20 protein-coding genes are annotated in these 23,143 nt (G+C 62.6%); 15 read left to right on the forward strand and 5 right to left on the reverse strand.

Annotated elements, in window-relative coordinates; genetic code table 11:
* Positions 1–9: 9 nt before the first annotated feature.
* From ychF to HMI59_RS06790, 7 genes are all read left to right on the forward strand, one after another.
* Complete coding sequence (gene ychF / locus HMI59_RS06760) at positions 10–1,095, forward strand: redox-regulated ATPase YchF (RefSeq protein ID WP_062099270.1); 1,086 nt, start codon at positions 10–12, stop codon at positions 1,093–1,095.
* Positions 1,096–1,184: 89 nt separating this feature from the next.
* On the forward strand, positions 1,185–3,800 hold the full coding sequence (locus HMI59_RS06765) for an ABC transporter (protein WP_370583574.1): 2,616 nt from the start codon (positions 1,185–1,187) through the stop codon (positions 3,798–3,800).
* A gap of 284 nt (positions 3,801–4,084) precedes the next feature.
* Entirely contained in the window at positions 4,085–4,534 is a 450-nt protein-coding gene (locus HMI59_RS06770; protein ID WP_227471555.1) for an XRE family transcriptional regulator, read from the forward strand.
* A gap of 438 nt (positions 4,535–4,972) precedes the next feature.
* On the forward strand, positions 4,973–6,610 hold the full coding sequence (locus tag HMI59_RS06775; protein WP_193593191.1) for an ABC transporter substrate-binding protein: 1,638 nt from the start codon (positions 4,973–4,975) through the stop codon (positions 6,608–6,610).
* A gap of 203 nt (positions 6,611–6,813) precedes the next feature.
* On the forward strand, positions 6,814–7,743 hold the full coding sequence (locus tag HMI59_RS06780) for an ABC transporter permease (protein WP_193593192.1): 930 nt from the start codon (positions 6,814–6,816) through the stop codon (positions 7,741–7,743).
* The gene (locus HMI59_RS06785) at positions 7,733–8,719 is read left to right on the forward strand and encodes an ABC transporter permease (RefSeq protein WP_193593193.1); all 987 of its coding nucleotides are present in this window, start codon (positions 7,733–7,735) and stop codon (positions 8,717–8,719) included. The genes HMI59_RS06780 and HMI59_RS06785 overlap by 11 nt, the downstream gene beginning before the upstream one ends.
* 11 nt (positions 8,720–8,730) lie before the next feature.
* Positions 8,731–10,446, forward strand: a complete 1,716-nt coding sequence (locus HMI59_RS06790; protein WP_227471556.1) for an ABC transporter ATP-binding protein — start codon at positions 8,731–8,733, stop codon at positions 10,444–10,446.
* An 87-nt stretch (positions 10,447–10,533) separates the two neighbouring features.
* Here the strand turns inward: HMI59_RS06790 and HMI59_RS06795 are convergent, their stop codons facing one another.
* Entirely contained in the window at positions 10,534–11,385 is an 852-nt protein-coding gene (locus HMI59_RS06795; protein ID WP_166183457.1) for an SGNH/GDSL hydrolase family protein, read from the reverse strand.
* Positions 11,386–11,669: 284 nt separating this feature from the next.
* Here HMI59_RS06795 and typA point away from each other — a divergent pair, with 284 nt between their 5' ends.
* A complete protein-coding gene (typA, locus tag HMI59_RS06800) occupies positions 11,670–13,586 on the forward strand; it encodes a translational GTPase TypA (protein ID WP_021471763.1) in 1,917 nt (638 codons plus the stop codon).
* A gap of 25 nt (positions 13,587–13,611) precedes the next feature.
* On the forward strand, positions 13,612–14,025 hold the full coding sequence (locus tag HMI59_RS06805; RefSeq protein ID WP_021471764.1) for a hypothetical protein: 414 nt from the start codon (positions 13,612–13,614) through the stop codon (positions 14,023–14,025).
* 5 nt (positions 14,026–14,030) lie between these two features.
* Here HMI59_RS06805 and HMI59_RS06810 read toward each other — a convergent pair whose 3' ends face one another.
* Entirely contained in the window at positions 14,031–14,270 is a 240-nt protein-coding gene (locus tag HMI59_RS06810) for a hypothetical protein (protein ID WP_193593195.1), read from the reverse strand.
* Between the two features lie 134 nt (positions 14,271–14,404).
* Here HMI59_RS06810 and fdxA point away from each other — a divergent pair, with 134 nt between their 5' ends.
* From fdxA to HMI59_RS06825, 3 genes are all read left to right on the forward strand, one after another.
* Positions 14,405–14,731: a ferredoxin gene (fdxA, locus tag HMI59_RS06815; RefSeq protein WP_018776555.1), complete on the forward strand. Its 327-nt coding sequence runs from the start codon at positions 14,405–14,407 to the stop codon at positions 14,729–14,731.
* 14 nt (positions 14,732–14,745) lie between these two features.
* Entirely contained in the window at positions 14,746–15,894 is a 1,149-nt protein-coding gene (gene dapC, locus HMI59_RS06820) for a succinyldiaminopimelate transaminase (RefSeq protein ID WP_193593694.1), read from the forward strand.
* Between the two features lie 232 nt (positions 15,895–16,126).
* Complete coding sequence (locus HMI59_RS06825) at positions 16,127–17,410, forward strand: citrate synthase (protein ID WP_021471767.1); 1,284 nt, start codon at positions 16,127–16,129, stop codon at positions 17,408–17,410.
* A gap of 87 nt (positions 17,411–17,497) precedes the next feature.
* Here the strand turns inward: HMI59_RS06825 and galE are convergent, their stop codons facing one another.
* Entirely contained in the window at positions 17,498–18,535 is a 1,038-nt protein-coding gene (galE, locus tag HMI59_RS06830; RefSeq protein WP_166183456.1) for a UDP-glucose 4-epimerase GalE, read from the reverse strand.
* 80 nt (positions 18,536–18,615) lie between these two features.
* Between galE and HMI59_RS06835 the strand changes: the two genes are divergently transcribed.
* On the forward strand, positions 18,616–19,236 hold the full coding sequence (locus HMI59_RS06835) for a TetR/AcrR family transcriptional regulator (RefSeq protein WP_166183454.1): 621 nt from the start codon (positions 18,616–18,618) through the stop codon (positions 19,234–19,236).
* A 92-nt stretch (positions 19,237–19,328) separates the two neighbouring features.
* Positions 19,329–19,940 (forward strand): hypothetical protein, encoded by a 612-nt coding sequence (locus tag HMI59_RS06840; protein ID WP_031216320.1) that lies wholly within the window; start codon positions 19,329–19,331, stop codon positions 19,938–19,940.
* 22 nt (positions 19,941–19,962) lie between these two features.
* On the opposite strand, the gene HMI59_RS06845 is transcribed toward HMI59_RS06840, so the two are convergent.
* Both HMI59_RS06845 and dapD read right to left on the reverse strand, forming a co-directional pair.
* A complete protein-coding gene (locus HMI59_RS06845) occupies positions 19,963–20,805 on the reverse strand; it encodes a hypothetical protein (RefSeq protein ID WP_166183452.1) in 843 nt (280 codons plus the stop codon).
* 13 nt (positions 20,806–20,818) lie between these two features.
* Positions 20,819–21,844: a 2,3,4,5-tetrahydropyridine-2,6-dicarboxylate N-succinyltransferase gene (dapD, locus tag HMI59_RS06850; protein ID WP_069695200.1), complete on the reverse strand. Its 1,026-nt coding sequence runs from the start codon at positions 21,842–21,844 to the stop codon at positions 20,819–20,821.
* A gap of 107 nt (positions 21,845–21,951) precedes the next feature.
* Here dapD and dapE point away from each other — a divergent pair, with 107 nt between their 5' ends.
* Complete coding sequence (dapE, locus tag HMI59_RS06855; RefSeq protein ID WP_193593196.1) at positions 21,952–23,076, forward strand: succinyl-diaminopimelate desuccinylase; 1,125 nt, start codon at positions 21,952–21,954, stop codon at positions 23,074–23,076.
* Positions 23,077–23,143 lie beyond the last annotated feature (67 nt).

Below are 23,143 nucleotides of genomic sequence, written 5' to 3' on the forward strand. Positions count from 1 at the left end.
TCAATGCTCGTGGCTCTTACTATTGGCATCGTCGGACTGCCCAACGTCGGCAAATCAACCCTCTTCAACGCACTGACCCGGAACCAGGTTCTTGCAGCGAACTACCCGTTCGCAACTATCGAACCAAACGTCGGCGTCGTGAACCTGCCGGACCCTCGTCTGCAAAAGCTGGCTGAAATCTTCGGTTCCCAGCGGCAGTTGCCGGCAACCGTGTCCTTCGTGGACATCGCGGGCATCGTCAAGGGCGCCTCCGAGGGCGAAGGCCTGGGCAACCAGTTCCTGGCGAACATCCGCGAAGCCGAGGCCATCGCCCAGGTCATCCGGGTGTTCGACGATCCCGACGTTGTCCACGTTGACGGCAAGGTTGATCCGCGTTCGGATATGGAAACCATCAACACCGAACTGATCCTGGCCGATCTGCAGACGATCGAAAAAGCCATCCCGCGCATCGAAAAAGAAATCAAGATCAAGAAGCGCGAGGCTGCCGAGCTCAACGCCATCAAGGCCGCCCAAGCGGTGCTGGAGCGTGGGGACACCATTTTCTCCTCGATCAAGAGCGACAAGCTGGAGCTGGAGTACCTGAAGGAGCTCAGCCTCCTCACAGCCAAACCGTTCATCTACGTCTTCAACGCAGATGAAGGCATCCTGGGCAGCGCGGAGAAGCAGGAAGAACTGCGCGCCATGGTTGCTCCCGCCGACTGCATCTTCCTGGATGCCAAGCTGGAGGCGGACCTCGTTGAACTCGACGAGGAAGAAGCCCGCGAGATGCTGGAAATGAACGGCCAGACCGAGTCCGGCCTTGACCAGCTGGCCCGCGTTGGCTTCCACACTCTTGGCCTGCAGACGTACCTCACCGCAGGACCCAAGGAAACGCGTGCCTGGACCATCCGCCAGGGTGACACCGCCCCGCAGGCTGCCGGCGTCATCCACACCGATTTCCAGCGCGGCTTCATCAAGGCCGAAGTCGTCTCCTTTGACGACCTCGTCGATGCCGGATCCATGGCCGAGGCCAAGTCCCGCGGGAAGGTCCGGATCGAAGGCAAGGACTATGTCATGTCCGACGGCGACGTGGTGGAGTTCCGCTTCAACGTCTAAGCCTCTGCCTGCTCACTGCCATCGAGGCTGCCGACCCGGCTGACCAGCCGGGTCGGCATTGACTCACCGCCACCGATAGAGTCGGATCGATGACTAGTGAACAGTATGCTTCCGATCTGCCTGCGCTGACCTTGTCCACACTGGATCCCGACCACTCCGGAGATGGCTTTGTCCGGGTCCGCGGCGCCCGGGAAAACAACCTGCGCAACGTGGACGTTGACGTGCCTCGCGACGCCATCGTGGCGTTTACCGGCGTGTCAGGCTCGGGGAAGTCGTCGTTGGCCTTCGGTACCATCTATGCCGAAGCCCAGCGCCGGTACTTCGAATCTGTCGCGCCGTACGCACGCCGGCTCATCCAGCAGGGGCACAACCCGAAGGTGGAGCAGATCACGGGCCTGCCGCCCGCCGTCGCGCTTCAGCAGCGCCGCGGTACAGCAACGGCCCGGTCCACGGTTGGCACTGTCACTACGCTGTCCAACTCACTGCGCATGCTTTTCTCCCGCGCCGGCAGCTACCCGGAAGGTTCCGGTCAGCTGGACTCGGATGCCTTCTCCCCGAACACCGCGGCAGGTGCCTGCCCGGAATGCCATGGTTTAGGCGTCGCGCACACCGTCAGTGAAAGCTCCCTTGTCCCTGATCCTTCCCTCAGCATTCGCGAGGGCGCCATCGCCGCCTGGCCCGGTGCATGGCAGGGCAAGAACCTGCGCGATATCCTGGCCCACCTCGGCTACGACATCGAAACCCCGTGGCGGAAGCTACCCAAGAAGGACCGTGACTGGATCCTTTTCACGGAAGAGCAGCCGGTGGTGGAGGTGACGCCGCAACGCGACCGTGTCGCCAAGCCGTACAAGGGCCGGTTCTGGAGCGCCCGGAGCTATGTGCTGCACACTTTGGCTGACTCCAAAAGCTCCGCCATGCGCGACCGCGTGCTGCGCTTCATGCAGACGGGACCGTGCCCGCGCTGTGCCGGCAGCGGGCTCAGGGCGGAAGCCTTGGCTGTTACTTTTGCCGGAAAGACCATCGCCGAGCTGAACGCCTTGTCCATGACCGAGCTGGCGGAGGTAATCCGGCCCACCACGGAACTGACGGCAGCCGGTACCGCTTCCCGCAAGCAGTCTTCAGGCGAAGGCAATGAGGTGGCTGTCGCCATCACCCGGGACCTGTTGATGCGGATCACTGTGCTGTTGGATTTGGGGCTGGGTTACCTTGCCTTGGGACGTTCCACGCCCACGCTCTCCCCGGGAGAGATGCAGCGCCTCAGGATTGCCACCCAGCTTCGTTCCGGGTTATTCGGTGTGATCTACGTGCTTGACGAGCCCTCCGCCGGTCTCCACCCCGCCGACGCCGAACCCTTGCTCGCGGTCCTGGACCGACTCAAGTCATCCGGCAATTCCGTGTTCGTGGTGGAGCACAACATGGATCTGGTAAGCCGCGCGGACTGGTTGGTGGATGTGGGTCCGCGCGCCGGTGAAGGAGGAGGCGAGGTGCTCTACAGCGGCCCGGTAGCCGGCCTCGCCGAGGTCCCCGAATCCGTGACGAGGCCCTTCTTGTTCCCGAATGGTTCCGATGGAACGGTCGACGGCGGTTCGGTCGCAGATTTTGCCCGCGGCAGAGGTACCCGCCGGGAACCGGTTGGTTGGCTGGAACTCCGGGACATCAGCCGGCATAACCTGCGTAAGCTCGACGCCGACTTTCCGCTGGGGGTGCTGACCGCGGTGACCGGCGTATCCGGCTCAGGCAAGTCGACCCTGGTCAGCCAGGTTCTCGCCGGGATGGTGGGCACTCAATTGCGTCCGGACGCCGATGCTCTTGGGGAACCGGCGTCGGAGGAGCACGGCACTGAGGCCGGGAACCCCGCCGAAGCGCTGACAGGAAAATTCGTCTCGGGGCTGGGGCTGTTGGACCGGCTTGTAAAGGTGGACCAGAAACCGATCGGCCGTACTCCGCGCTCCAACCTCGCGACGTATACGGGACTCTTCGACGCCGTTCGGAAGGAATTCGCCGCCACGGACGAAGCCCGCGCCCGCGGCTTCGACGCCGGACGGTTTTCCTTCAACGTGGCCGGAGGCCGCTGTGAGACCTGTCAGGGCGAAGGGTTCGTGGCCGTTGAACTGCTGTTCTTGCCCGGAAGCTACGGGCCCTGCCCGGAGTGCCACGGCACGCGCTACAAGCCGGAAACGCTGGAAGTCAGTTACCGCGGCAAAAACATCGCCGAGGTCCTCGCCATGACGGTGGACTCCGCCGCAGAGTTCCTTGCAGACGTGCCTGCCGCCGCGCGCAGCCTCAAGACCCTGCGCGAGGTAGGTTTGGGCTACCTGAAATTGGGCCAGCCCGCCACCGAACTCTCCGGTGGAGAGGCCCAGCGCATCAAGCTCGCCACCGAACTGCAGCGGGCCCAGCGTGGCCACACCCTCTATGTGCTGGATGAGCCCACCACAGGATTGCACCCCTCAGACGTCCAGCTTCTGATGGCGCAGCTGCACCGGCTGGTCGATGCCGGCAACACAGTGATCGTGGTCGAACACTACATGGACGTGGTGGCCGGCGCTGACTGGGTGATCGACCTGGGACCCGCGGGAGGCGACGCCGGCGGCCGGATCATCGCCGCCGGAACGCCGGTTGAGGTGGCGCGCTCCGCTGAGGCCGGACGGCGCCGTATTTGGCAGCGGCACTGCGGGGCCAACCCTGAAAAGACATACAAGTGAGGCATGGTATCCGCGTTATCCACATACGGCAGCTTGGCCGCCCTGAGTAGAGGGACACGATGAGGGTGCAGGGCACCACCACTTCCTGTGCCCTTTCGGACTCCGACGCTGAGTATGCCATCCCCTATCTTCGACGGGCCCGGACTTTCGTGCGGGGCCTCGCTGACGAAGGACGAGGCATGGTGTACCTGATCGGGTAAGGACACCGCCCGGCCAATGGTGGTTGCGGGGATTACCGTGGCGCCGGGTCACCAGAGACACTGGGCATATCAAGCGATACTGTGATGGGCGTGGGCAACGTGGTGCGTGAGGTTCGGGAAGCAGCAGGGCTTAGCCAAGCTGAGCTCGCTCTACGTTCCGGTGTAGCTCAACCCAACATAGCTGCATATGAAACGGGTCGACGCAGGGCTTCGGCTTCCATGCTGCAAAGGTTGCGGGCGGCTGCTCAGCCCCTGCCGCATGATGCACTTGCGAATCATCGCCATGAATTGACCGATTTGGCATCTCGATACGGGCTAAGCAACGTTCGTGTCTTTGGTTCAGCAGCCTGTGGCACCGACCGCCCCGGCAGTGATCTCGATATCCTCGTCACACGTTCGCTCGGGGTAGGGCTCTTGACCATAGCTGCCTTCGCTGCAGCTGCAAGTGAGTTATTAGGTGTTGAGGTGGACGTTGTCACCGACGGGGGACTGCGCCCGGACCATGAGATCCTGACCACGGCAATCGCTGTATAACTGAACTGGACGTCGTTGCCTTGAAGGAGATCCCGCCGACGTCCCGGGTTTGGCAGAAGTGTCGCTGGTTATCAAAACAGGGAGAACGTCGCCGGCTAACTGCTACTACGAGCGATCACCCAGAGGTGTCCTGTTGTATTAATCCCCGTCCTGTTGATTCGTTAGCTGGACCGGGGCTTCTTTATGCCCAAAATCACCCCTGTCCTGCTGTCAGACAGCGAATGTTACCACCGAGTAGTCTTTGACTTGAAATCGTTGGCAAATTAGGCAAGTAGAGGTTGCGGAACGGTTACAGTTTGGTTGGTTTGTTCCAACATCTGGACGCAATGTGGGTAGGCTTACACTCACATGTAGGCAACGTCACAGTAGGAATCTGTGCCCGCGCCTGGGGAGAACCTGGTTTCTCCCTGCCCAACTCCACGACTCATAGGAGGCGGAATGCGTTTCTCGCGCACTTCCAAAGCTCTGGGCGTAGCGGCCATTGTTGCCCTCGCCATGACCGGTTGCTCCGGCGGCTCCGGTACATCCAACAGCTCTTCTGCCGGCGACCCTAACAAGGTCATCATTGCTGACGGCTCCGAGCCGCAGCGGCCGCTTATGCCAGCCGACATCAATGAAGTAGGTGGCGGCAAGGTCGCCACACTGATCTTCTCTGGGCTCGTCAGCTACGATCCTTCCGGCAAACCGGTCAATGAGTTAGCGGAGTCCATCGAGGCGCCGGACGCTCAGAACTTCACCATCAAGATCAAGAAGGACCAGAAGTTCACCAACGGTGACCCAATCACGGCAAAGACGTTCGTGGATTCCTGGAACTACGGGGCCGCAGCAAAGAACGCGCAGCTGAGTGCGACTTTCTTCGAGAGCATCAAGGGCTACGACGAAGCCAGTGCTGAAGGCTCCACCGTGGATACTATGTCCGGCCTGAAAGTTGTGGATGACACCACCTTCACCGTTGAGCTGAAGCAGCCTGAATCAGACTGGCCTCTGCGCCTTGGCTACACGGCCTTCATGCCCGTGCCCGCCGCTGCACTTGCTGATCCCAAGACCTATGGTGAGAAGCCTGTAGGCAACGGCCCGTACAAGATGGCTGAAAATGGCTGGCAGCACAACGTCCAGATCCAACTGGTTCCGAACCCGGACTACAACGGCCCGCGGAAGGCCAAGAACGGCGGCGTAACGTTCAAGATCTTCCAGAACGACGACGCCGCGTACCAGGACCTGCTCGGCAACAACCTGGACATTCTCCAGACAATCCCGACCAGCGCGCTGGCAAACTTCAAGTCCGACCTCGGCGACCGTTTCATCGAAAAGCCTTACGCCGGCAACCAGACTATCGCCATCCCGGAATACCTTCCGGAGTGGAGCGGTGAGGCCGGCAAGCTTCGTCGCCAGGCTATCTCCATGGCAATTAACCGTGAGGAAATCACCCAGGTGATCTTCAGCGGTGGTCGCCAGCCTGCCAAGGACTTCACGGCTCCTGTTCTGGACGGCTACAACGACAGCATCCCGGGCTCCGACAACCTGAAATTTGACGCCACGAAGGCCAAGGACCTCTGGGCCAAGGCAGACGCCATTCAGAAGTGGGATCCCAACACCGTCTTTACCGTCGCTTACAACGCCGACAAGGGTGGCCACAAGGCTTGGGTTGAAGCCATGACCAACCAGCTGAAGAACAACCTCGGCATCAAGGCCGAAGGTTTGCCTTTCGCGACCTTTAAGGAAGCCCGTGACCTCGCGACGTCAGGCAAGCTGACCGGAGCTATCCGTGCCGGTTGGCAGGCTGACTACCCGTCGCTGTACAACTTCCTCGGCCCGATCTACAAGACCGGCGCCGGTTCGAATGATGCACGCTACAACAATGCTGAATTCGATAAGGCCATCTCCGACGGCCTGTCCGCATCCTCGGTTTCTGAGGGCAATAAGGCCATGAACAAGGCGCAGGAGCTCCTGCTTCAGGATCTTCCCGCCATTCCCCTGTGGTACCAAGTTGCCCAGGGTGGCTGGAGTGACGGCGTAACCAATGTTGACTACGGCTGGGACGGTGTCCCGCTGTACTACAACATCACTGGCAAATAAACGGCTAGGCGGTGGTGGTGTCATGAGCACCGCCACCGCCTTACTGCGCATCAACTAAATGACGCCCAACTCCGGTTGGGCGTCCTTGTGCGGAGACACGTCCTGGGGGAGTGCCGACCGCATTTCAAACGAAAAGGTTCTTCAATGAACAACTCCGCTGTACCCCTGGAACGGGTGCCTGCTGACAAGGATGTGGTCTGCTGATGGCAACGTACATCCTCAAGCGCTTCCTCCAACTGGTCCCGGTTTTCCTGGGAGCTACCCTGTTGGTCTACTTCCTCGTGTTTAGTCTTCCCGGGGACCCCATCGCCGCCCTGTTCGGCGACAAACCCGTGAACGAGGCTGTCGCGGCCCGGTTACGGGCGCAATACAACCTGGATCAGCCGTTTATTGTCCAGTACCTGCTCTACCTCAAGAGCATCGTCACGTTTGATCTTGGTCAGGACTTCTCCGGCCGGCCCATCGCCGCTGTACTCGGTGAGGTCTTCCCGGTCACGGCGCGACTGGCTGTCATGGCCCTTATCTTTGAAGGTGTCTTCGGTATAGCCTTCGGCCTGATCGCTGGCCTCCGGAAAGGCAAGCTCTTTGACGGCACCGTCCTGATCGCCTCCCTTATTGTGATCGGCATCCCCATCTTCGTTCTGGGCTTCCTGCTCCAGTTCTTCATCGGTGTGCAACTGGGATGGGCAAAACCCACGGTCAGCGCCGCTGCCACTATTCCGGACCTCATCCTTCCGGCGGTGGTCCTTGGCCTGGCGTCTTTTGCCTATGTGCTGCGACTGACCAGAACCAGTGTTATTGAGAACATGAACGCCGACTACGTCCGCACGGCCACGGCCAAGGGCCTTTCCCGGTTCCGGGTGGTCAACGTTCACATTCTGCGTAACTCCCTCATTCCTGTCGTGACTTTTCTGGGTGCGGACCTGGGAACGCTGATGGGCGGCGCCATCGTCACAGAAGGAATCTTCAACGTGCCCGGCGTCGGCAATCGTCTTTACCGCGCCGTATTGTCAGGTGAGGGACCGACCGTTGTTTCCATCGTCACCGTACTGGTTTTGATCTACTGCGTATCGAACCTCCTCGTTGACCTCCTGTACGCCTGGCTTGACCCGAGGATCCGCTATGACGCCTGATAACAACCTGACGGGGAAGAGCAGCACTACCCGCCGTCGTATCGAGCACTTCGTTGCCGACGTGGACGAAACACCGCTGCAGGCCACTGACAAGGTGAGGGAGGAGAACGCACCCTCAAGCCTTTGGGGTGAAGCATGGAAGAACTTGCGCAAGCAGCCCTTGTTCATCATCTCGGTGATCATGATCTTCGCAGTGGTAGTCGTCTCGATCTTCCCGCACCTTTTCTCCCCGATCGATCCGTCCAGCGAGGCCTGTCAACTGGCCAATTCCAACGGCGCACCGGTTGGCGGGCATCCATTGGGCTTCAACAAGCAGGGTTGCGACGTATACGCCCGCGTCATATTCGGCACGCGGTCGTCCGTGATGGTCGGGCTGTTCACCACCATCGGCGTCGTCCTTCTGGGTGGCATCATCGGTGCGTTGGCCGGCTACTACGGCGGCTGGCTTGACGCCATCCTCGCCCGTGTCACCGACATCTTCTTCGCTCTGCCCCTGATCCTCGGCGCAATCGTTCTGATGCAGCTGCCGATGTTCCGCTCCAATCGGACAGTGTGGACACTGGTGCTGATTCTGATCACGTTTGGCTGGCCACAGATTGCGCGTATTACCCGTGGCGCCGTCATAGAGGTGCGGAATGCCGACTTCGTGGTTGCCGCACGTTCCCTGGGAGTATCGCGGTTCAAATCGTTGGTCCGGCACGTCCTGCCCAACTCGCTGGCGCCAATCATCGTTGTAGCCACCATCTCCTTGGGAACCTTCATCGTCGCCGAGTCCACCTTGTCGTTCCTGGGCATTGGTCTTCCGCCGAGCGTCATGTCATGGGGCAACGATATCCAGGCGGCGCAGGCCTCCCTGCGGTCCAACCCGATGCCGCTGCTGTACCCCGCCATCGCGCTTTCCATAACGGTCCTGAGCTTCATCATGCTGGGTGACGCCCTGCGTGATGCCTTGGACCCCAAAGCGCGGAAACGATGAAAGGCCCTGACATGAACGCAAGTGTTCACATCACGGAAGAGACGCCCGGCGCGGAGCGTCCGCTCCTGGAAGTCAAGAATCTGGCCATCAACTTCGCTACGAGCAATGGCGAAGTAAACGCTGTGAGGAACGCGCATTTTACGGTGATGCCGGGCGAAACGGTCGCCATCGTAGGAGAGTCCGGTTCCGGCAAGTCGACCTCGGCCTTGGCCGCCATAGGACTCCTCCCGGGAAACGGTCGTGTGGCAGGCGGCGAGATCATCTTTGACGGCGAGGACATCGCCCACGCCAATGAACGGCGGATGATCGAACTTCGCGGCAACCAGATCGGCATGGTTCCGCAGGACCCGATGTCCAACCTCAACCCGGTGTGGAAGATCGGTTTTCAGGTGCGTGAAACGCTCAAAGCCAACGGTTTGCCTTCCGGCCCGAAGGATGTTGCGAAGGTCCTTTCCGAGGCAGGGCTTCCTGATGCATCCCGTCGGGCCAACCAATACCCCCACGAATTTTCCGGGGGTATGAGGCAGCGTGCCTTGATAGCCATCGGCCTGTCGTGTCAGCCGCGGCTTCTGATTGCCGACGAACCCACGTCGGCGCTTGACGTCACCGTCCAGCGGCAGATTCTTGACCATCTGGGCAAGATGACCACCGAGCTCGGGACAGCGGTGCTGCTGATCACCCACGACCTCGGTTTGGCGGCTGAGCGCGCCGACAAGGTAGTCGTGATGTACCGGGGCCAGGTGGTTGAATCAGGTCCATCGCTCGAACTGTTGCGCAATCCCCGGCACCCTTATACCCAGCGGCTTGTGTCTTCCGCGCCTTCCCTCGCCTCAAGGCGTATTCAGGTGGCCAAGGAACAGGGCATCGAGTCCGAAGAAGTGCTGGCCCCCACGGAACCGGTTGTAGCTCAGCCCGAGCTCACGGAGAATGTGCTGCAGGTAGAGAACCTCACTAAGGTATTCAAACTGCGCGGGGGCGTGGGCAAGACCACGGACTTCACGGCAGTGGATTCCGTGTCCTTTGCCGTGAAGCGTGGAACGACCACCGCCATCGTTGGCGAATCCGGCTCCGGAAAGTCCACCGTCGCGCAAATGGTCCTGAATCTGCTGGAACCAACGTCGGGAAAGATCATTTTCGACGGCGTGGATACCTCCACGCTTAACAGCAAGGACCTCTTCAAGTTCCGGCGGCGCGTGCAGCCAATCTTCCAGGACCCCTACGGTTCGCTGGATCCGATGTACAACATCTTCCGGACCATCGAAGAACCGCTTCGGACCCACAAGATTGGGAACAAGGCAAGCCGTGAGAAGAAGGTCCGGGAGCTGCTGGACCAGGTCGCCTTGCCGCAGACCACCATGCAGCGTTACCCGAACGAGCTCTCCGGCGGTCAGCGCCAGCGTATTGCCATCGCGCGTGCCCTCGCCTTGGATCCCGAGGTCATCATCTGTGACGAGGCTGTTTCCGCACTGGACGTCCTGGTCCAGGCGCAGGTGCTCAATCTCCTCGCTGAACTTCAGGACAACCTCGGCCTGACGTACCTGTTCATCACACACGACCTCGCGGTGGTCCGTCAGATCGCCGATCACGTCTGCGTCATGGAGAAGGGCAAGCTGGTAGAGACGGGAAGCACCGACGACGTCTTCGACAACCCGCAGCAGGCCTACACGCAGGCCCTGCTGGATGCGATCCCGGGCGGCTCGCTGCTGCTGCCCCCGGCGGTGGCATAACCGGCGTCGTACTTCCGGTCAGTAGAGCAACGGCAAAGCCGGTGGTCCCCGAAAGGGAACCACCGGCTTTGCCGTCTAAGGGACAAATTACGACGCCGGTTGCGGCGCGGTATCGCTGTCCGGCCGCGGAGCCAGCCCGAGGGCGGCAAGCTGGCCCGCCAAGACCTTGCCCAGCTTCTCGTGGCCGGACGGTTTCATGTGGACGTTGTCCTGCAGGTCCTTCGCCGCGTCGTAGCTCGTGAGCCAGTCGCCGGCGCTGACGAACGGAATGTTGTTCTTGGCAGCAACCCTGCCGAGGAGGGCATCCACTTCTGTCCGCCGTCCGCCGCCGTTGGCAGCCCCCTTGGCCAGGGTGCCGATCATGGCCATCCTCGAGCCGGGGTACCGCTTCTTCAGCACCGCCAGGAGCCGTTCGGCGTTGGAAGCGATCTGCGCGTCCGTAGCTTTCTGGGCGGCGTCATTGCCACCGCCTTGGATGACAATGAGCGGCGGGCTCCCGTAGGGGAGCACCCAGTCACCGCGCTGGAGGGCGTCAATGTAGTTACCGGTCTTGTCGTTGGCGGCCACGAAGCCGGTGCCGCCCATCCCTGCCACGTACAGCTTGTAGCCGAGGGCAGCGATGCCGCGTTGTGGCCACGAGTCCTTGGGCTGGGACTGGGAGTCGCCAATGAGGACAGCCGTGTGGCGGACGTCGGCCAGGACGATTTCGTTCCGGTTGTTCGCGGGGTTCCTGTAGAGGGAGCCTGCGGGCAGATTCGGAGCGGGGGACTCCGAGGCCACGCTCCGGGGTTTTTCCGCGGCCGCCGTCGCTGCCGCTGCGGGCGCGGCCGAGCGTGAGGTGGCGGCAGGGGATGGCTGGCTTGTTCCGCAGCCGGCCGCCAGAACGCCTACGGCGATCAACGGTGCGAGCATGCGGAACACGGCCGAAGCTTTTCGCATCGATTTTCTCCGAAGGGCACTGGTTCCTGCAGACATCATGGGGCACGGCGGGAAGAAAATCCAGCATCTTGATTGAACATTTAGCAAACGCTGCGGCAGCGTGAGCAGGGGCACATCCGGGCCCCTGAAGTATTGCTTTTTAGGCCCTCTCATGCGTGTGCGTTTAGAATAGCCATAGGTGCCCTGTGTCCCGGGGTCTTTTCGTTGTGTATTCCGGTCAGGAAGATCAGGTTTGCGCGCGGATTACAACAGCTGACTTCACCACTGAAACGAGTCATAAACGCATGTCTGAAACTACCGTTAATACTGCGTCGCGGAGCGATCTGCGCAACGTCGCGATCGTTGCACACGTTGACCACGGCAAGACCACCCTGGTCGATGCCATGCTCAAGCAGACCAACTCCTTCGCCTCCCACGGCGAGGTTGAGGACCGCGTCATGGATTCCGGTGACCTGGAGCGCGAAAAGGGCATCACCATCCTCGCCAAGAACACCACGGTTGCCTACAACGGCCCGTCCTCCAATGGCGAGACCATCACCATCAACGTCATCGACACCCCCGGCCACGCCGACTTCGGTGGCGAAGTTGAGCGCGGGCTCTCGATGGTTGACGGCGTCGTGCTGCTGGTCGACTCTTCCGAAGGTCCCCTTCCGCAGACCCGCTTCGTCCTCCGTAAGGCACTGGCTGCCCACCTGCCGGTGATCCTCCTGGTCAACAAGACCGACCGCCCCGACGCCCGTATCGATGAGGTTGTGCACGAGTCCATGGACCTCCTCCTGGGCCTGGCCTCCGATCTCGCCGACGAAGTTCCGGACCTGGACCTGGACAAGGTCCTGGAAGTTCCGGTCGTTTACGCAGCAGCCAAGGTCGGCCGCGCATCCCTCGAACAGCCTGCCAACGGCTCGGCTCCGGAGAACGAGGACCTTGAGCCCCTGTTCAAGACGATCATCGAGCACATCCCGGCCCCGACGTACAACCCGGAAGGCGTGCTGCAGGCACACGTGACCAACCTGGACGCCTCCCCGTTCCTCGGTCGCCTCGCCCTGCTCCGCATCTACAACGGAACCCTCCGCAAGGGCCAGCAGGTTGCCTGGGCCCGCCAGAACGGCGAGCTGAAGACCGTCAAGATCACCGAGCTCCTGGCCACCAAGGCACTCGAGCGCGTACCGGCTGAATCCGCAGGACCCGGCGAGATCGTTGCCGTCGCGGGCATCGAAGACATCACCATCGGTGAGACGCTCACCGACCTGGAAAACCCGCAGCCGCTGCCCCTGATCAAGGTGGACGATCCCGCGATCTCCATGACGATCGGTATCAACACCTCGCCGCTGGCCGGCAAGGTCAAGGGTGCCAAGGTCACCGCGCGCCAGGTGAAGGACCGCCTGGACAAGGAACTGATCGGTAACGTCTCCATCAAGGTGCTCCCCACCGAGCGTCCCGACGCCTGGGAAGTCCAGGGCCGTGGCGAGCTCGCCCTGGCCATCCTCGTTGAGCAGATGCGTCGTGAAGGCTTCGAACTCACCGTCGGCAAGCCGCAGGTAGTCACCAAGACCATCGACGGGAAGCTGCACGAGCCGATGGAACACATGACCATCGACGTGCCGGAAGAGTACTTGGGTGCCGTAACGCAGCTCATGGCTGCCCGCAAGGGTCGCATGACCAACATGGCCAACCACGGCACCGGCTGGTGCCGCATGGAGTTCATTGTTCCCGCCCGTGGCCTTATCGGCTTCCGTACCCGGTTCCTCACGGACACCCGTGGTGCCGGTATCGCGGCTTCCATTTCCGAGGGCTACGAGCCGTGGGCCGGCCCGATCGAATACCGCACCAACGGTTCGATGATCGCCGACCGCGCCGGTGTTGTGACTCCGTTCGCCATGATCAACCTCCAAGAGCGCGGTTCCTTCTTCGTGAAGCCCACCTCCGAGGTGTACGAAGGCATGATCGTCGGCGAGAACTCCCGCGCCGACGACATGGATGTGAACATCACCAAGGAAAAGAAGCTCACCAACATGCGTGCGGCTTCCTCGGATTCCTTCGAGAACCTGACCCCGCCGCGTGAGCTCACCCTGGAAGAGTCGCTCGAGTTCGCCCGCGAGGACGAGTGCGTTGAGGTCACCCCGGAGGACATCCGCATCCGCAAGGTGATCCTGGACTCGAACGAGCGCGCGAAGGCCAACCGCGCCCGCGCCCGCGCATAGTCGCCGCAGGGAACCGAATCTCTGCATGAAGAGGGGAGCCGCCAGTACAGCCCGCAGCATTGCTGCAGCCGTACTGGCGGCTCTTTTCGTGTCCCTTGCGGGCACGGCCCTGCACCGGCAGACCGTATCCGTGGCCGGCGTCGAACTTCCCTGGGGCATTTGTGCCGCGCTGCTGTTGCTGGCTTCCGTGCAGCTGTGGCTGGCGGCATGGCGCCGTTCGGTAGTCCCGACGGCGGTCGCCGGTATTGTGACCTACGCTGCGGTGGGGGTACTGTCCTCGGGCGGTCCCGCCAAGCAATTGGTCCTGGCGGACGTCGCGGGAAACGTCTGGGTCTACGGCATCGCCGGCGTGACGTTCATCATGCTCTTGGTCGCCAGCCGTCTTCGCGCCCGGTGGAATGCCGCCGTGGACGTTGCGTCAACGGCAAGAGAAGACTGAACCTCTCAGCGCACGGTCGGCTTACGCCGCGGCGGAGGGGGCGGTACCTGCTTGGCTGCGATCACCAGTTCCAAGGGAATTTCGACGTCGGACGTCCGCGTCCGCACGGTGCAGCTGGTCTCGCCGGCCTCCAGCAAGTAGCCCAGTGCATCCGTGAGGCCGTCGGCAATCCTGTAGCGCACCACTACCCGCGTACCGGGCTCGGCTGTCTGGAGGAATTGAGCGGGCGGCAGCGTTTGGGTCACCGATTCATACTATGACGCGAGCTAGGTTGGCGTCGCGGCACTGATGGATAATAGGTTGGAAGTTGAGTGCCCGGCATATTGTCGGGAGTATTACCCGGCCTGTTGCCGGGACAAACCGTTGAGAGGTCTGGGACGTGACGTACGTAATCGCGCAGCCGTGTGTGGATGTCAAGGACAAGGCATGCATCGAAGAGTGCCCTGTTGACTGCATTTACGAAGGTGAGCGTTCCCTCTACATTCACCCCGACGAATGCGTCGACTGTGGTGCCTGCGAGCCCGTGTGCCCGGTGGAAGCCATCTACTACGAGGATGACACCCCGGAAGAGTGGGCAGACTACTACAAGGCCAACGTCGAATTCTTTGACGACCTTGGCTCTCCGGGTGGTGCTGCGAAGATCGGGAACACCGGCAAGGACCACCCGTTCATTGCCGCCCTGCCGCCGCAGAACCAAGACCACTAGAGGTGGCTGCGCCCTTGATTTCCGCGGCGCCCGCGTTCGGCCTTAACCTTCCCGATTACCCGTGGGAGGCCATGGCGCCGTATGTTGCGACCGCTTCGAAGCACCCTGGCGGGGTAGTCAACCTCTCCATCGGAACTCCCGTGGATCCCACGCCTGGCCTCATCCGTGAGGCCTTGGCGTCGGCATCGGATGCCCACGGTTATCCCACTGTCCACGGCACTGCACCGCTGCGCCAGGCAGTTGTGGATTGGTTTGCCAGCCGTCGTGGCGTCCCCGGCCTGGACCCCCGCGACGTGATGCCGACTGTGGGTTCCAAGGAACTGGTCGCCTGGCTTCCCTTCCTCCTGGGTCTGGGAAGCGGCGATGTGGTGGTGCGGCCCACGGTGGCTTACCCGACCTACGACATCGGTGCCACGCTGGCCGGAGCCACGGCCGTTGCCGCAGATGACCTGGACGAACTTGATGCCGCCACCCGTGCCAAGGTGCGGTTGGTCTGGATCAACTCGCCGGGCAACCCGACGGGCAGCGTGAGGGACGTCGAATCCATGCGGCGAATTGTGGCCCAGGCCCGGGAGATCGGCGCTGTGGTGGCGTCGGACGAATGCTACGCGGAACTGGGCTGGGGTGCTTGGGACGCCCAACGCGGGGGAGAACCGGTACCCAGTGTGCTGGACCCGCGCGTTACGGGTGGTTCCACTGACGGGCTGCTGAGTGTGTACTCCCTGAGCAAGCAATCCAACCTGGCCGGCTACCGGGCCGCATTCGTGGCCGGCGACGCCGCCATCATGGCGAACCTGGTTAACAGCCGTAAGCATGCCGGAATGATTGTGCCCTACCCGGTGCAGGAAGCCATGCGCGTGGCACTGGGCGACGCCGACCATGTCCTGGCGCAGAAGGACCTTTACAGGAGCCGCCGCGAGAGGCTGGTTCCGGCGCTGGAGAAGTTTGGACTGACCATCCACGACTCCGACGCGGGACTCTACCTGTGGTCGACGGCCGGAGAAGCCACGTGGGATACCGTGGCACGGTTCGCCGGGCTGGGCATCGTGGTGGGACCAGGCGTGTTCTATGGCGAGGCAGGCAACGGCTTCGTTCGCGTGGCATTGACGGGCACGGACGAACGAATCGACGCGGCTGTGGAGAGGTTGAACTCGGTCGCATAACGAAGCTGTGACTTGCGGCACAATTAGCGTGATTCCGCCAGTAATCGTTGGGCTTGGATTAGTTCCCGACGGTTACTGGCGGTAGCTTTTTAATTGACTATCAATGGTGGCCTTCAATAAGAAAGCACTCCGGCCGTTGGAGTCCTGCAACAGCAGGGCAGAACACGGCGTCACCAGAAGTTGATTGGACAAGCGTTCTATAGAGGCCCAGAGGCCTCGTGAAGGGGACTCCATGACTGAGACCACCAGCGCGACACTGCGCCATGCCGGCGGCGAACTTGAACTGCCGCGCATCAAGGTTGTAGAAGGAAACGAAGGCTATGACGTTTCCAAGCTGCTGAAGCAGACGGGCGCCGTTGCCTATGACCCCGGCTTCATGAACACCGCAGCTACCACATCGGCCATCACGTACATTGACGGTGACGCAGGCATCCTGCGCTACCGCGGGTACCCCATTGAGCAGCTCGCACAGCACTCGAACTTCCTGGAAGTTTCCTACCTGCTGATCTACGGCAACCTGCCGACCCCCACCGAACTGGAAGAGTTCGATCAGCGCATCCGTCGCCACACCCTGCTGCACGAAGAGCTGAAGGGCTTCTTCGGCGGCTTCCCGCGCGACGCCCACCCGATGCCGGTGCTGTCCTCGGCTGTTTCCGCGCTGTCCACCTTCTACCAGGACTCGCTGGATCCGTTCAACGCCGAACACGTGGAAGTTTCCACCATCCGGCTCATGGCCAAGCTTCCGGTGATCGCTGCCTACGCCCACAAGAAGTCCATCGGCCAGCCCATGCTCTACCCGGACAACTCCATGAACCTCGTGGAGAACTTCCTGCGCCTGAGCTTCGGCCTCCCGGCGGAGCAGTACGAGCTCGACCCCGTTGTGGTCAAGGCTTTGGATCTCCTGCTCATCCTGCACGCCGACCACGAGCAGAACTGCTCCACGTCCACGGTGCGCCTGGTGGGTTCATCCAACGCAAACCTCTTCGCCTCCGTTTCGGCAGGCATCAACGCACTCTTCGGCCCTGCCCACGGCGGCGCCAACGAGGCCGTGCTGAAGATGCTCCGCCAGATCCAGGCCGAGGGCATCAAGCCTGAGGACTACATGGAGAAGGTCAAGAACAAGGAAGACGGCGTCCGCCTCATGGGCTTCGGGCACCGCGTCTACAAGAACTACGACCCCCGTGCGAAGATCATCAAGGCCACGGCCCACGAGGTCCTCAGCAAGCTCGGCGGCAACGACGAACTGCTGGACATCGCCATGCGCCTGGAAGAAAAGGCCCTCGCGGACGACTACTTCATCCAGCGCAAGCTGTACCCGAACGTCGACTTCTACACCGGCCTCATCTACAAGGCCATGGGCTTCCCGGAGAAGATGTTCACCGTTCTCTTCGCCATCGGACGCCTCCCGGGCTGGATTGCCCAGTGGCGTGAGATGATCAACGATCCCCAGACCAAGATCGGCCGTCCGCGGCAGCTCTACACGGGGGAGCCGGAGCGCAACTACCCGGCCAACTGATACTGCATCAGAGCCAATAACGACGGCGGCCGCCCACCTCGCGCGAGGTGGGCGGCCGCCGTCGTTGGTCACCGAAGTGGTGCCCGCCTAGGCTTGGGCCGCGGCAGGCTCGGTGGCGTTGTATCCGTACGGGTTGTTCTTCTGCCAGCGCCAGTGGTCTTCGCACATCTGGTCCACGGTCTTGGTAGTGGACCAGCCAAGGTCTGCCAAAGCGGAGGAAGCGTCGGCCCAGAAGGCAGGAAGGTCTCCTGCGCGGCGTCCCGTGATCTCGTAGGGGATGGGCCGGCCCACGGCTTTCTCGAAGGAGCGGAGGACTTCCAGCACCGAGGATCCTTTGCCCGAACCGAGGTTCCAGCGGCGGACGCCCTGGCGGGACGCGATGTAGTTCAGTGCGGCCACGTGCCCCTCCGCGAGGTCAACCACGTGGATGTAGTCACGCTGGGCGGTGCCGTCAGGGGTGTCGTAGTCGCCGCCGAAGACCATGAGCTTCTCGCGGCGGCCCACGGCAACCTGGGCAATGAACGGAACGAGGTTGTTCGGGATGCCCTGCGGGTCTTCGCCGATCCGGCCCGAGGGATGGGCGCCCACCGGGTTGAAATAGCGCAGCAGTGCTATATGCCAGCGGTCATCGGCGTTGCCAAGATCGGAGAGGATGTCCTCGATCTGTTCCTTGGTGCGGCCGTACGGATTGTTGGCGCCGATCTCCATCTTCTCGATGTAGGGGATCGGGTTGTGCTCGCCATAAACAGTTGCCGAGGAGCTGAAAACGATCGATCGGACGTTGTGCTTATCCATGGCGCGGAGAAGGTTCAGCGTGCCCACGATGTTGTTGTAGTAGTAGGCCAGAGGCTCCTGGACTGATTCACCCACTGCCTTGAGGCCCGCGAAGTGGATGACCGCGTCGATGTCGTGCTGGCCGAAGACCGCCTCGACGGCCGGCTCGTCCACCAGGTCCACCTCGTGGAAGGCGGCGGTTTTGCCTGTCAGTTCAGACACCCGCCGCAGCGACTCTTCGCTGGAGTTCACGAGGTTGTCGAGGACGACGACGTCGTGGCCGGCTTCCTGGAGGGACAAAACGGTGTGCGAACCGATGTAGCCGGTGCCGCCCGTGACAAGAATTTTCATGGTGTCTACGCTATCGGAAATCGGAGCCACGCCGCTCAGTGTTGAGCGTGGTGGAAGCACATTCGTGCTAGAAAATACTGGTGCCCAAAATTGTTGATGCCGAAGTCCGGCGCCAGGAAGTCGTCCAAGCCGTGTTCCGCATCATCGCCGGCGACGGCCTGCACAGGGCATCCCTCCGCGAGGTGGCCGATGAAGCGGGGCTCGCCGTCGGATCGGTCCGCCACTATTTCGCCAGCAGCGATGAACTCCTGGTGTACTCCTTCGCCTCCGTTGTGGACCGGATCGTTGCCCGCCTGGAAGCGGCTCTGGGACTGGTAGAGGATAGTGAGGGCGCTGAACACCACAAGGCCGTTCTGAACCTCCTGGGTCAGCTCCTGCCCTTGGACGAGGAATCGGCCGTGGACGCCTGCGTATGGATGGCTTTCCGGCAGGCAGCGCGGATCACCCCCGTATTGGCCCCCGAGGCCGAACGCAGCCACCGTTCGGTTGCCGCCGTCATCGGACGGTTGATGGTGCTGTTGCGTCCACAGGACATCGACAACCCGCAGGCGCTGGTGACGGAAGCGGAACGGCTCCTGGCCACTGTGGACGGATTATGCATGCATGCGCTGTTGCAGCCTGAATGGATGACCGCAGCGATGTGCAGCGACGTCCTGGAAGCACACCTCCAAACCCTTCAGGTGGCTTCGGCCCGGGCCTAACCCCGGAAGCCGTGCCCCCGGGCCGTTACCCCCGGGGCCCTTCAGGAATAGACTGGGACATGTCGGGAACCCTGTCCAAGGGAGGAATTCGGATGCATGAGTCAGGCGGCCCGGGATGGCGCATCACCATGGACACGTCAGGGCCGATGCTCATCGCCTTGTACTTGCGGGACGTAGCCGGACTCGACGGCGTCGGAAAGCCGATGCTGGCCCACGCCGCTCCCAAGATCCGCCAAGCCGACCATAGCCACCTCACCTCGGATGTGGGAGGTATCAGCGCGCTGAAGACCGAATGGGAAGCGTGGTGGGAGAAGCTCGTCAAGTCCTATCCCGAACCGGCCCAGGAGCTTACTCCTCCCAGTTTCAAGGCCTTCGGCAACTCACCGGCCCTACAAAGGGTGTTGCAGGCGCACTTCGGAGCTGCCCTGGCATGGGCCACGGACAGGATCGACGAATATGCGGATCTCGAAGCGGCCCGCGAAGCCAACGGGGTCACCAACGTCCTCAACGAGCTGGTGGAGGACCGGCTCCTGGAAGTGGGGCGGAGCTCGCGCGACTTCGACCTCACCATCATCGAGCTTCCGCTGACTGAGCCACGGGCCTGGTACCTGGAGCCGAGCACGATCTTCATGAGCCACAGGCTCCTGTCCCAGCCGGACGTGTTCCGGAGCTACGTCCAGCCGGTGGTGGAGCTTCTTGCCTAGGCCCGCTGCCTGAACCTGTGGCCTAGGTGGTGGGGGCTGACACCGTGATGGTCACACCGTCCGATGCCGCCGCAGAGTCGGTCCAGCCTTTGCGCTGCTCCCGGTTCCAGGTCCGGCCGGCCGCATCGACCTGGGTAATCGACAGTGACTTGGCATTGGCCACGGCCCAATGGGCCACAGCCCACGCCTGCGGGCCCGTCACCTCAAGGCGCACCGACCGTCCCTCGACGCCGGCCACTTGGGTGCCGAACGCCGTCGTGAGTTCATCCACTACGGCGGCAGGGTCACCGGCCGCTTCCGGCATCCTCAACTCGCAGTCCAACGCTGCTTCGGAATGACCCGTCAGGGCAGAAGCGAAGGCGCGGCCCATGGGTTCATGCTGGGCGTACGCGCGCGGGAAGGCCGATCTCTGGACTGCCTGCGCCGCCTGCGTGATTTCCATGCTTTCGTAGCCGGGAATCTTCACCAGCCCGTCATAGAAAGCATTCGCGGCATAGGTGGGATCCATGACCTGGGCTTCGGTTCCCCAGCCTTGGGATGGCCTCTGTTGGAACAGGCCGCGGGAATCCGGGCCGGCCTCATCTCCGTAATTGATGTTCCGCAGGCGTGACTCCTGCATCGCGGTTGCCAGGGCAATGCTGGCCGCGCGCGGAGGCAGGCCACGGCGGACGGCCACAGCCGTAATGAGCGCCGTGTTCGCGGTTTGGTCTGTGGCGAGTTCGAAGCTGGCTGAGCCCACCACAGCGACGCAGCGCTCCGAGACCAGTGTCTCGGAGCGCTGCAGCACGGCGACTATGGCGTAAACGGCGCCGGCCACCAAGGCCAAGGCCAGCACCATGATGATGATGCGGCGCAAACGGCGCACAGTTGGTCTCCTGCTAGTTGGCGTGCAAAGCCTCGTTCAATTCCACGGTCTGGCCCTTGCGTGGCAGGACCTCGACGCCACCGGTGGTGGAGTTGCGGCGGAACAGGAGGTTGGGGACTCCGGAAAGCTCCACGGCCTTAATGATCTGGCTGGTGTCCTCGCCGTTCTCGTCCTTGGGGCCCGGAACGCGGACCCGCGTGCCGGCGGTCACGTAGAGGCCCGCCTCCACCACGGAGTCGTCACCGATGCTGATGCCTACGCCCGAGTTCGCGCCCAACAGGACCCTCTCGCCCAGGGCGATCTTCTCCTTGCCGCCGCCGGACAGCGTGCCCATGATGGACGCGCCGCCACCGACGTCGGTGCCGTCGCCGGCCACCACGCCAGCGGAGATACGGCCTTCGACCATGGACGTGCCCAGGGTGCCGGCGTTGAAGTTAACGAAGCCTTCGTGCATTACGGTGGTGCCTTCGGCAAGGTGGGCACCCAGGCGGACGCGGTCGGCGTCGGCGATGCGGACGCCGGTGGGGACGACGTAGTCCACCATGCGGGGGAACTTGTCCACGCCGTAGACCACCACGTTGCCACGCTTGCGCAGGCGTGCGCGCGTCAGCTCGAAGCCCTCGACGGCGGCCGGACCGAAGTTGGTCCACACAACGTTGGGGAGCTTGCCGAAGATACCGTCCAGGTTGATGCTGTTCGGCTTGACCAAGCGGTGTGACAGCAGGTGCAGGCGGAGGTAGGCGTCAGCCGTGTCGGCCGGGGCAGCGTCCAAGTCGATCTGGGCGAACACTACCTTCTGCTCGGTGCCGCGGTCGGCGTCCTTGCCGTCCTCGGCGAGGGCAGTCAGTGCAGGGTCGGCGTTGTCGACGTCCCTCAGGGTGTCGGCTGCTACCCCCAACGCGGGGGAGGGGTACCAGACATCCAGTACGGTTGCTTCCCCGGAGGCCGAGGTAGCGATCGTGGCGAGGCCGAATCCGTAAGCTGATCGGTCGCTAACGGACGCAGTTACGGGCACAGCGGAAGAAGCAGTTTCAGTCATGGCCCCAAGTTTAGCTACCGGGCGCGGTGCGGCTGAAACCCGTTCCAAGGACTGGAGTCGTATTCCCTTTTCCCTGGTCCGAGGCGCGCAGCAGTTAAGGTGGAGGGGTGACCCTGAAATCCGCACCTGCCCTCCTCGACCTGCGCCAGGACGTTGCTTTACTGACGGCGGCCATTATCGATATCAACAGCGTCTCGGGCAACGAGACCGAACTGGCCGATGCCGTCGAAGCCGCCCTGCGGGCCCTTCCCCGCTACACAGTGGTGCGGGACGGTGACGCCATCATCGCCCGCACGGAGCTGGGCCGCCCGGAGCGGGTCATCCTGGCCGGCCACTTGGACACCGTCCCGCTTCCCACGGTTCCTGGCTCGCTGGGTACTGTTCCAGCCACGTGGGAGTCCGGTGTTCCCGGCGAAGGTGTCCTTTACGGGCGCGGGACCACGGACATGAAGGGCGGAGTGGCTGTACAGCTCGCCTTGGCAGCAACACTGTTCGACGGCGACCGGGAGCCGGACCGGGACGTCACGTTCGTTTTCTACGACCATGAGGAAGTGGAGGCCGTCAAGAGCGGCCTTGGCCGGTTGGTGCGGAACCACGGCGAGCTGCTGGACGGTGATTTCGCCATCCTTTTGGAACCTACCCACGGCACAGTGGAGGGCGGCTGCAACGGAACCAGCCGCTTCGAAGCAACCACGCTGGGAGAAGCGGCGCACTCGGCCCGCGCATGGATGGGTAGCAACGCCATCCATGCTGCGGCTCCCATCCTTGCCCGGCTGGCAGCCTATGAACCGCGCACCATCAACGTGGACGGCCTCGACTATCGGGAAAGCCTCAACGCCGTGAAGATCAACGGCGGAACGGCCGGAAACGTCATCCCGGACCGCTGCGTGGTGGAGATCAACTACCGGTTTGCGCCGGACAAGACTCCGGATGAAGCCGAAGCCCACGTGCGGGAACTGCTGGAAGGCTTCGAGGTCGTCCGTACCGACGCCGCGGCCGGTGCGCGTCCCGGCCTGAACCACCCTGCCGCAGCGTCCTTCGTGGCCGCAGTGGGAGCCGAGCCGAAGCCCAAATACGGCTGGACCGACGTCGCACGCTTCAGTGAGTTGGGCATCCCGGCTGTGAACTTCGGACCCGGGGACCCGCTGCTGGCGCACAAGGACAATGAACACGTCGACGCCGATGCCATCCGTGAGTGCCTGCGTGCCCTGAGGACGTGGCTGGGTCAGTAGTCCCTTGCCGGCAATGCAGAAGGGGCGGGATCGGTGAAGATCACCGGTCCCGCCCCTTTTGGCGCAT

Origin of the sequence: Paenarthrobacter sp. YJN-5, from assembly GCF_015040095.1 — a bacterium.
Lineage (GTDB): Bacteria > Actinomycetota > Actinomycetes > Actinomycetales > Micrococcaceae > Arthrobacter > Arthrobacter ureafaciens.

What these genes read in the sequence shown, in the direction of transcription:
- HMI59_RS06765 (WP_370583574.1), top strand. Translation starts at nt 1,185, where the DNA reads ATGACTAGTGAACAGTATGCTTCCGATCTGCCTGCGCTGACCTTGTCC.
- HMI59_RS06770 (WP_227471555.1), top strand. Translation starts at nt 4,085, where the DNA reads ATGGGCGTGGGCAACGTGGTGCGTGAGGTTCGGGAAGCAGCAGGGCTT.
- HMI59_RS06775 (WP_193593191.1), top strand. Translation starts at nt 4,973, where the DNA reads ATGCGTTTCTCGCGCACTTCCAAAGCTCTGGGCGTAGCGGCCATTGTT.
- HMI59_RS06780 (WP_193593192.1), top strand. Translation starts at nt 6,814, where the DNA reads ATGGCAACGTACATCCTCAAGCGCTTCCTCCAACTGGTCCCGGTTTTC.
- HMI59_RS06785 (WP_193593193.1), top strand. Translation starts at nt 7,733, where the DNA reads ATGACGCCTGATAACAACCTGACGGGGAAGAGCAGCACTACCCGCCGT.
- HMI59_RS06790 (WP_227471556.1), top strand. Translation starts at nt 8,731, where the DNA reads ATGAACGCAAGTGTTCACATCACGGAAGAGACGCCCGGCGCGGAGCGT.
- HMI59_RS06795 (WP_166183457.1), bottom strand. Translation starts at nt 11,385, where the DNA reads ATGCGAAAAGCTTCGGCCGTGTTCCGCATGCTCGCACCGTTGATCGCC.
- typA (WP_021471763.1), top strand. Translation starts at nt 11,670, where the DNA reads ATGTCTGAAACTACCGTTAATACTGCGTCGCGGAGCGATCTGCGCAAC.
- HMI59_RS06805 (WP_021471764.1), top strand. Translation starts at nt 13,612, where the DNA reads ATGAAGAGGGGAGCCGCCAGTACAGCCCGCAGCATTGCTGCAGCCGTA.
- HMI59_RS06825 (WP_021471767.1), top strand. Translation starts at nt 16,127, where the DNA reads ATGACTGAGACCACCAGCGCGACACTGCGCCATGCCGGCGGCGAACTT.
- galE (WP_166183456.1), bottom strand. Translation starts at nt 18,535, where the DNA reads ATGAAAATTCTTGTCACGGGCGGCACCGGCTACATCGGTTCGCACACC.
- HMI59_RS06840 (WP_031216320.1), top strand. Translation starts at nt 19,329, where the DNA reads ATGCATGAGTCAGGCGGCCCGGGATGGCGCATCACCATGGACACGTCA.
- dapD (WP_069695200.1), bottom strand. Translation starts at nt 21,844, where the DNA reads ATGACTGAAACTGCTTCTTCCGCTGTGCCCGTAACTGCGTCCGTTAGC.